This is a genomic window from Xanthomonas sp. BRIP62415, from assembly GCF_003993515.1.
Lineage (GTDB): Bacteria > Pseudomonadota > Gammaproteobacteria > Xanthomonadales > Xanthomonadaceae > Xanthomonas > Xanthomonas euroxanthea.
The window spans coordinates 1-10,071 of sequence record NZ_QEZH01000035.1 but is presented as its reverse complement, the minus strand read 5'-3'; the positions used below and the strand labels follow the sequence as shown (position 1 = coordinate 10,071).

At 64.3% G+C, this 10,071-nt stretch carries 5 protein-coding genes; 1 reads left to right on the top strand and 4 read right to left on the bottom strand.

The window, feature by feature from the left end:
• From EO141_RS19375 to EO141_RS19360, 4 genes are all read right to left on the bottom strand, one after another.
• A partial coding sequence (locus tag EO141_RS19375; protein ID WP_241236696.1) for a condensation domain-containing protein occupies positions 1-1,537 on the bottom strand: 1,537 nt, incomplete at its 3' end.
• A 5-nt stretch (positions 1,538-1,542) separates the two neighbouring features.
• Positions 1,543-2,358 (bottom strand): alpha/beta fold hydrolase, encoded by an 816-nt coding sequence (locus EO141_RS19370; protein WP_127170014.1) that lies wholly within the window; start codon positions 2,356-2,358, stop codon positions 1,543-1,545.
• The gene (locus EO141_RS19365) at positions 2,355-7,109 is read right to left on the bottom strand and encodes a condensation domain-containing protein (protein ID WP_127170013.1); all 4,755 of its coding nucleotides are present in this window, start codon (positions 7,107-7,109) and stop codon (positions 2,355-2,357) included. Before EO141_RS19365 ends, EO141_RS19370 begins: the two co-directional genes overlap by 4 nt.
• Positions 7,106-9,916, bottom strand: a complete 2,811-nt coding sequence (locus EO141_RS19360) for a condensation domain-containing protein (RefSeq protein ID WP_241236695.1) — start codon at positions 9,914-9,916, stop codon at positions 7,106-7,108. Before EO141_RS19360 ends, EO141_RS19365 begins: the two co-directional genes overlap by 4 nt.
• On the opposite strand from EO141_RS19360, the gene EO141_RS21545 reads away from it, so the two are divergent.
• A partial coding sequence (locus EO141_RS21545; protein WP_206514828.1) for a hypothetical protein occupies positions 9,836-10,071 on the top strand: 236 nt, incomplete at its 3' end. The genes EO141_RS19360 and EO141_RS21545 overlap by 81 nt on opposite strands.

Below are 10,071 nucleotides of genomic sequence, written 5' to 3'. Positions count from 1 at the left end.
ACAGCGTGGCGTAGTCCAGCACGGTTTCGCCCTGCAGGGCGATCGCCTGTGGCGGATGCGCCTGCAGACGCGCAAACAGGTCGGCGCTGCAGTGGCGAGCCACCGGCAGTGCCTCCTGCAGTTGCGCCGGCGCGAACAATGCAGCCAGCGCAACGTCCGGCGCGGACAGCACTGCCTCCAGCGTGTCGCGGTACTGCGCGCAGATCGCTTCGATGCGTGCGCGCTCGAATACGTCCGATGCGTACTCGGCCACGAGCAACAGTTCATCACCGCTCTCGACCATGTTCACCGTGAGGTCGAACTTGGCGGTCTGGTGCGGCGGGACATCGGCAACTGCAACATGCGGACCAAACCGCATCGGCGCGGTCACCGCAGCCATCGCATCATAGGAAAAAACGACCTGGAACAAGCCATTTCGCTGCGGACGCGACGTGCCCTGCAGCCGTTCCACCAACTGCTCGTACGGCACGCTCTGATGCGACTGCGCTTCGGCCACGGTCTGCCGGGCAGCGCGCACGAGCGAACGGAAACTGGCGTCGCCGCGCACCTGCAGCCGGATCACCAACATGTTGACGAAGAAGCCGATCAATCCTTGGGTTTCGGCACGAATGCGATTGGCGGTAGGCGTACCGAATTGCACTACGGCTGCGTTGCCCATCCGCGAGAGGACCACCGCAAAGGCAGACGCTGCCACTGCGTAGCCCGTGGCACCTTCCTGCCGCGCAAGCTCACGCAGCGAGGCCGAACTACGGCAACCCAATGCCAGTGCCACCGTACTGCCGGGCGACCCTATCCCCGCCCCCCGTGGTCGGTCGTGGACCAGCGTAGCCAAGGTATCCACTTCCGCCAGCTGTCTCTGCCAGTACGCGAAATGCCGTTCGGCATCGCGTTCAGCATTGCGCTGCTCCCACGCGGCAAAGTCCAGGTAGCGGATCGGCAACGCCGGCAGGACCGGTACCGTGCCTTGTGCGAACGCCGCGTAGGCAGCCGACAGTTCGGCCTTGAGGATGCCCAGCGACCAACCATCGCTGGCGATGTGGTGCATCGTGAGCAGCACCAACGTTTGTTCGCCGGGTAAAAGGGCCAGCTCTGTGCGCAGCATGCAGCCCGCGTCCAGCGCAAACGGAACCCGGACGCGCTCGCCCATCCACGTGCGCAGTGCATCCTCAGCGACCTGCGACGGCAGATCGCTCAGGTTGCATTCGTCGATTCGTACCTCGCCGGTCGGATGGATCCGCTGTACCGGCTCGCCGTCGACCAGGTGTACACCGCTGCGCAGCACAGAATGGCGGTCCAGCAGCCACGCAATTGCCTGTAGCAACGCTGCGCGGTCGAGCGTCCCATCGACCCGGAAGGCAAAAGGCATGTTGTACTGGCTGGATGCCGGATCGCACAGCTGCAGGTAGGCCATTCGCGACTGCGCGAACGACAACGGACCCTGATCGCCGGGTTGGAGCACAATCCCTGCACGCTCCTCACTGCGGCGGCTGCGACGGTGAGCGTTGAGCAGCTTGAGGTCGAGGTCGGTGATATCCATGCGGCTCAGGCATCTCCTGTAGTAACGATCGTGCGCGGTGCGAGCCATTCGGCGCAGTGCCGGGCCAGCATCGACACGTGCGGCGCGTCCATCATCGAATAGTGGTTGCCCGTACACTGACGCCGTTCGAATCGCTCGCTGGCGAGCGCCCGCCAGCCGCGATCTGACAGGTCAGACCCGGCGCCGATGTAATGCACAGCGCGCACCGTCGCCGTCATCCGATAGACCGACAGTGCTTCTGCATTGGCGGCAAGCACAGCGCGTAGGACAGCCAGTGCGTCGTGGTCGCCGTGCAGCGCAGCGGCATTGCGTTCCATCTCCTGCAAAAGCGCCCGGTGGTCTTCGTCCTCATCGGGGCCTGAGGAGCTTTCGACATGAACAAAGCTGCCGTCCGCAGCGCACGCAGGGCTATCTATCACCAGCAGCAGCGAAGGCGGCTCCTCCAGCGCTTCCGCACGGGCCGCCATCAACGCGGCTATCACTCCCCCGAGTGACCAGCCCCCCAGCCGGTAAGGCTGACCACGCTGGACACTGAGGATGGCGTCCAGGTAGCGCTGCGCCAGATCGTCCAGCGCCTGTCGCGGTGATTCGCCGTTCAAGCCAGGGTGGCGAAGGGCATACACTGGATACGTCGGCTTAAGCGCCTGCACCAGCGGTAGATAGCAGCCCACCCCTCCACCTACCGGGTGTACCAGAAACAGCGGGACTCCTTGGTCGCCGCCCCACAGACGTACCATCACATCGGCCGGATACGTTGTTGCAGCGGCTAGCCGCGCGGGTGAACTGTGCAACGTGGCGATGCTTTCCGCGCTGATCTTCATGCCCCGGCCCCGCTGCGGGGCGCAGCATCGCGGCGCAGGCGCGCACGGTAGGCCTCCATCAGCAACCGCGAGCTAGTGATGATGTCCTCACCGTATGTCGCGTCGCGGTCCAGCGCCGCGCAGAACGTCGCCAATCTAGGAAAAAGCAGGATCGTGGCCATGTCGATGTCGCACTCGTAAATGCGCTCCAGTTCCGCCACCACTCGCATGGCGGCGATGGAATCGCCACCGAGGGCGTTGAACTCGTCGTTGCGCTGCACATCGTCAATGCCCAGCACCTTCCTCCAGACCGATGCAACCACATGTTCGGTTGGCGATTGCGGCGCGCCGCCGCGATCGACAATTGCGGCCGATTCACCGCCACTGCCCCCGTCGCCGTTGGAAATACCAGCAGTGCGTGCAGTATCGCGGTAGGCGGCGTAGCCGGGCGGCGGCTCCGGCAGAACGCTGTTAGGACTGTCGGCGATGGACGCGATGCAGTGCTCGAACAGCGCGGCGATCTGCCGGCCGTGCTCCCGTTCCTGCGCCGGCACGCTTAGCATGCCGTAGATGCGCTTCTCGCCTGGATCTGTCCAGAAGTTGACCACGTAACTTAAGCTGTTGACCGCCACGCCAGTACGCGCCGTCATCTGCAAGGGAAGCGTTTCGTCCAGTGTGTCGTAGTTGTGGAAGTGCAAGTAGTTGAACAGCACCTTCGGACGCGCGACCTCCCCAGTCGCGGCGATCACGGCGCTGAGCGGGAAGCGGCGGTACGGCGCCATCTCTGCCTCGCTACGCGAACTGGCTGCGACCAACGACCGCCAATGGTGGCAGCGATCGGTGCGCACCCGCAGCGGCAAGGTATTCAGGAACAAACCGAGCGCCTGGGCCCCTCCTGCAAGTTCCGGCCGGCCGTTGAACGGTACACCGGTGATCACATCGGGCGAACCGGTCACCATGGCCATCACATGGCAGTGCACCGCCAACAGCACTGCCTTGATTGATACCTTGAGTGATGCGGCGAGCGCTTGCAGCTGGGCGGACCGGGTGGCACAAAGCGGCAGCTCAAGCGCGCCTGCCAAGTCCTCCGTTTCTGCCCCTTGTATAACCGGGATGTCGCGGCAGTGCACGTCCTGCAGATAGGCCTGCCAGAAGCTGCGCTGCGCCGTACTGGTTTCGGCGGCCCGCTCCAGCGCGATGAACTCGCGGTATCGCAGGCGTGGCGCCGCTACGGGACGCTCCTGCCCGGCACGGCACTGCGCATACAGAGACAACGTATCGACCGTGATCTGGGCTTCGCTCCAGCCATCCAGCAATGCATGGTGGAAGCTGTAGGACATCACCGATCGGGTATCGGAGAAACGATGGATCGCACAGCGGATCGGCGCATGGCGCTCCATGTCGAAACCGCGGGCCAGGTCGTCCTGCGTCCACGCCTCGATGCAGGACTGCATCTGCGCATCTTCGCTGGCTGCGGCGTCGATCAACTCGATCGGAACCGATCGGTCGCGGCGGACAATCTGCAACGGCTCGCTGTATCCGGTGATGTGGAAGGTGGACCGGCAGGTGTCGGCCTGCGCCAAGACACCCTGCAGGCAGTCGCGCAGCAGGGGGACGTTGGCATTGCCTTCCAGCCAGACGTGCACGACATCGAAATACAGGCGCTGCGAGGCGTCGCGCGAGTGGTAAAACATCCCAGCTTGCAGCCGGCTCATCGGATAAGCGGCTTCGGCGTCGGCCGGCAGGTGCACGCGATCTTCGGGAGCGACCAGATCGAAAGGTCCAACATCCTGATTGCGCACCACACCGTGATGGCAATGCGCTGCCAGCGCGGCCAGGGTCTGGTGCGCGAACAGGTCTTCCACGGCGAACTGCACCTCGCGCTTTGCCGCGCGCGACTGCACCACCAGACAAAGCATGGAATCGCCACCAAGTTCGAAGAAGTTGTCGTCGCGGTGAACGACGCAGTCCAGTGTCTGTTGCCACACCTCAAGCAGGATCGCCTCGATGCGTTCCAGCGCAGGATCGGTACCGTCCTGCGCCAGCAGTACCTGAAACGCGGCCGGCTCGATGCCCATGTCCACTCCCCGTATCGGGGCGGCGGTTACCAGAAACCGTGAGGGCAGCGCCTTGCCGGGTAAACGCGGCGCGAGATGCTCACGCAAGGCAACAGCGCTATAGGTGTGACCTCCATCCAGGACCAGTGAGACGGAGATGGCGCCACGTCCGGACTCATCGTCCCGCTGTGCACGCGCAGCCACGACGCCGTCAAGCGCAAGCAGCTCGCACTCGACCTCGGCCAGATCGAACACCACTCCCTGATGGTCCACACGCAACTGCTCATGTCCCAGCAGACGCAGGCCGCCGTCGGGATCGTGGCTCGCCCAGGCACCTGTGCGCAGCAGTCGGGCACCGGGGTGCGGGGCGGCCGGATCGGGAATGAAATGCTCGGCCGTACGGCGCGCGTCGCCCGCGTAGCCCCAGGCCAGCGCCGCCCCTCCCAGCAGCAGTTCGCCCGGCATGCCCGCGTCGACCGGACCGGCATGGCGGTCCAGCAGCACGGCAGAAGCAATGTCGAATCGGCTGGACGCCCCGCTACGAACATGGCAGATACTGCCATCGACGATGCGCTCAGGCACACGCAGCAAATACCGGTAATCCACACTGCCCTCGGCATGCAGGCGGCGCGGCGCGTCCAGATCTCCGAATCCCAGCCGATGCAGCACCTGGCCGGCGCCTTCGTCGCTACGCAGTGGAATGCCGTCTACCCGAACCTGCGGTGTGCCGATATCGGCACTCATACACTGCGCCAACTGCACCATTACCCGATCGAAGACCGGCGCATGGGGGTCCGAGCCCCACCCGGCTAGATTGGTCAGGCAGCCGGTCGCTGATAATCCGGCAATGATCGCCTCGGCTGGAAACACGATCTGCCCCGGCGCCGCCCCTTCGGGACCCGCCTCGACCCGGACCAGTTGCGACAGGGCGAATTTCGATACCGGCGCGTCGCCGCCGGCATCAACCAGGTGCTCCACGTCGAGTACCGTGGCCACCACGCCCTGCAGCGCGGCCTGCCAGGTACCGTCTGTGACAATGATCTGCACACCCATCTGTTCGGCATAGCCCGGGCCACCATCCACCACGGTCTGCGCGTCCAGCACCACGCAGCAGGCACCTCGGTCCAGCAGCGCCAGTAGCACCTGGGCTTGGGCTTCGCAGGGTTGGCCCGCTAGGCCGACCCGCGAGCGGCATCCGATACCAACCGCCGCCAGAATCCGTACGAGCGATGCCAGGCGCTGGCGTCCTTCCGCACTCGCCGGGCGTGCCAGCGACGCCATCGTCGGCGCCACCGCTTGCAGCGCGAACGGCGCCTCGACACCGAGCTCAGCAAGGCGTGCAGAAGGATTGGTGATCGCAGCGTCCAGAAGCCGTAAGTACGCATCGGCGAACTGTGCAATGGTGCGGATGCCGAACAGATGGGCGCGGTACTCGATATTGATCGCCAGCTGTCGATGCTTGGACAGCACGGTCAGCAGCAAGTCGTAGCGCGCTTCATTTAACTCGCAGGGGTAAGGCTCGAAGGCCAGACCACCGGATTGAAAACCGAGTCCAGTACCGCTGCTCTCGGTCTGGTAGGCAAACATCGCCTGAGTGAAAGGCTGCTGGCTGCCGCGCACGCCTTCAAGCGCTCGGGTGACGGCATGAAACGGAACGGCCTGGTGTTCGCGGGCCAACCGGAACTGCGCGTCCATCCTGCGTAGTAAGTCGATGAAGCTCTGCCAGGGCTCGCGCTGGTGGCGAAGCAGCAACGTGTTAACGAAGTAACCGATCATCTTTTCCAGATCGAGCTGATCGCGCGCCGAGGTCGGCGTACCAACGCATAGGTCGTCCTGCAGGCAGAAGCGCGACAGCACTTCGACGTAAACCGAGACCATCACGACGAAGACGGTGGTACGGTGCGCGGCGGCGAAGGCATGCACCTTGGCCGACAGGGGCTGAGGCAGCTCGGAAAGGAAGTTGCCTCCGGCTTGCGCGAAGGTGCCTTGCCCACGCGACACCCCCATCCAATGCAGGCGCGAACGCGCGCCCTGGAGAAGACGCCGCCAATGCTCCAGCCCTTTCTGACGGCTTGCCTGGCCGGCATCGCTGGCCTGCCACAATGCAAAGTCCAGGTGCCGCGGCTTCAACGAAGGCGGCGGCAGTGCGGCACCGCGCAGCAACTGCGCATAGCGCATCTGCAACTCATCCTGCAACAGCACGAGCGACCAGCCGTCAAACACCAAGTGGTGGGTAACCACGACAAGATAGCTCAACGCGGCGTCTACCTGCAGCAGGTGCAGCCGGTACGGCAGCTCTGTGCGGATATCCAAAGGTGCATTGACGAGCGCATCGATACGCGCGTCTAGCGATCCAGCATCTACCCGCTCCATCCGCAGGCGCAGGCGATGCAGCGGTTGCGGCACCTGCCAGGCAACCTCGTCCTCGACGACGATCAGACAACGCAGCGCTTCATGCTGCTCGGCGATGGATACCAACGCCTGCTCCAGCACAGCGCCCTCCAGCGTTCCTCCGGATATCTTCAGCACCAGCGGCACGTTGGCATGGCGAGCACCGCCACCGTTGAGGGCCAGCCACAGACTGTACTGATAGTCAGAGAGCGGCGCGCGATGCGCATCGGTCACCCGTACAACGGGCGGTGCCGACTCCAACAGTCCTTCTTCGGCCAGCAGGCGCGCAACGGCCTCTTGGTCCTGGCTGGTAATGCGGATCATTCCTTCGCCTCCATCAACCTCGCCTCGTCGCGCACAGGGTCACCTGCCGGCGGCAGTGCGTGCCGCTCAGTGGCCAACCGCACCAGCAGCTCGGCCGCGCGCATCACACGACGTCCGCTATTGGGATCATCGCGCAACGCCGCCGCAAACTCGGCGATGGTGGGATTGGCATACATCAGGCCTACTGGTGCGAGCACCGCCAAGGTCTTTTCCACTCGTGCGGTAATCTGCATTGCCTGAATCGAATCGCCACTGATCTGGAAGAAGTCGGTGTGCCGGCCGATGGCGGCGATACCAAGGACGTCCGACCACAGCGAGGCCAGCACCGTTTCCAGGTCGCCGACGGGGGCCTCGTCCTCGCATGCAGCTTGACCACCGGCAACCAGGCGCAACGCCACATCATCGAGTTGCCCGGTGGCATCGAAAGGCAGGCAATCCAGGGCGAGGTAATGGTCTGGCACATGATGCGGCGGCAGGGTCTGCGCAGCGTGGCGACGCAATTCCTGCCAATCCGGTGGGCTGCCGGCTGCTGCCGGCACCACGAATGCCACCAGGTGCTCGTGGTCCGGGCCGGTCACCTTGCGGACCACCACATCGGATACCTGGGCATGCACGACGAGACAGTGCTCGATCTCGGCCGGCACGATACCAAAGCTCCGATGCCTGATCCGTTGGACACACGCGCCCAACCATTCCAATGAACCGTCGGGCAGCAGACGCGCCAGCAGACCGCTGCGATACGCCCTGCGCTCCTCGCCCATAACGATACTCGCGTCATACAGGCACAGCTCGCCGATCACGCCAGGCGGCACAGCGCAGCCATGCCTGTCGACGATCTGCAATTCGGTGTCCGTCTCCACGCGTACGGAATCGCCTGCCACCGGTACGGCGAGCAGCGCCTGCAGCGTCACGGTAGGGATTGCACTGGTCGTTTCGGGAGTCAATGCGATACGCAGCAGGCCGCCCGGCGACGCAGCCACCTGAGGTATCGCCTCCGCACCGGCCTTGAGAATGCCCAACAGGGCCATGAGGCGCTGAGCAGGATCGTGGATATCCAGCTCAACCGAACTACCCGGACCAACCCCGCGGCGGCGTAGCGCAGTGGCCACGGCGGCAATCCGCGCATCCAGGTCGCGATGGCACACACTTTCGCTACCGACCCGCAACGCAGGCACCGCGGCGATCTGCCCCGCAGTGGCCGCCAGCGCATCGGAAAGAGGCAAGCCTCGCTCAGCCGACCCTGCCAAATCACCCCAGGACGTCGGCCGCGCAGCCTCGCCATACGCATCCAGGGTGTCGAGGATGCGGGCATAGATGTGGGCCACGCCTCGCGCCGCGCGGGCACTGTATCGCTCGGCCAGGAACGACAGTCCTCCCCGGACCGACTGTCCTTGCGGGTCGACCTGGAAGTTCACGCACAACGGCAGGCTGGTCTCGGCGATGCCACCCCGTTGCCCCAGATCCAGGCGTGGTTGTCCGGCGTCGAGCCGCTCATAGACATGGAACTTGGTGAAGTTGAACAACACATCGAACGGCAGGCGCGCTCCCGCCGACTGGGTCAACGAAGCCACCGGGAAGCGACGGTGGCGCTCCACCGCCTGCTCGTGCGTAAACGTTATTCGAATCGCATCGGCCCAGCGTTCACCTGCCACTTGCTGGGTGAACGGCAACGCGTTGAGGAACACGCCCAGCACCGCATCGCCGTCTAGATGATCCAGACGCCCATGCGCAATCAATCCGGAGGTCACCGTGTCTTGTCCGGTGGCGATCGCCATCGCCGTGGAATGTACTGCCAGCAGCACTGTGCGTGGCGGAACCTGCAACCGCGCGGCCAAGGCAAACAATCGATCGCTGGTGTGTTGGGAGATCGCAATCTCCGCGTGCAGGATGGTTTTTCCCGCAACCAGCCCACCGGGGTCCTCGTCCTGCACTAGATTGAGATCAGGCGCGATCACTGCCGGCGCGCTGCGCGCCACTTCATCCTTCCAGAACGCACGTGCCTCCTCGTCGGCCAGGGCACGCAGTTCGGCGTCGATGTAATCGCGGTAGGCGCTTCTCAATGGACGGGCCGCGGTTGTGAAAGATGCACCGTGATAGAGGCCTAACAGCTCAGTGACCAGACTGGCCTCGCTCCAGCCATCCATCAGTGCATGATGAAAACTCAATCCCAGCGCAAATCCACGCTCCCCCAACACGCAGACGTAGTAGCGGATCCACTGCGGATTCTCCCCACGAAAGCCAATCACATGCTCCTGATCGACCCATGCATTGATCAAGGCTTCCTGCGCTTCAAGCGATAGATCGCTCGCATCCTCGATCTCCAGCTCCGGTTCGACATGGCGATAGACGCACTGCAGCGGCAGTTCGTAATCGGCGATGCTGAAACGCGTGCGCAACGCTGGATGCCGTGCCACTACCGTACGCAGGGCAGCCACGAAACGATCGCGGTCGAACGACGTTCCAACCGTGTACCGGATCACATCGTGATAGGTCGGCGACTGCGCGGCATAGGCGCTGTGGAACAACATGCCCGCCTGCATGTGACTGAGCGGATACGCATCCTCGATACCCGCGGGTAACCGTGCACGCATATCGGCATCCACCAGTGCAAAGGGCGCGATGGACTTGGTGGCGGCGTGGATGGCTGGATCACGCGGCGTCGTCACCTCGGCCAGCCTGGCCACGGTCTGGCATTCGAACAACGCCTCCAGCGCAAACTCCAGCCCTTGTTGCTGCGCCTGCGCCTTGATCTGGATGCTCAAGATCGAATCGCCGCCCAGCTCGAAGAAGTTGTCATGCCGCCCCACCTGCGCAACGTCCAGCACCTGCGCCCAGATCTGCGCCAGCGCCTGTTCCACCTCGCCCTGGGGCGCCTCGTGCGTGTCGGCAGCACGCACAGCGCCCGGTTTCGGCAACGCCGCCTTGTCGATCTTCCCGTTGGCCGTCAGCGGCAGCCGGTCCA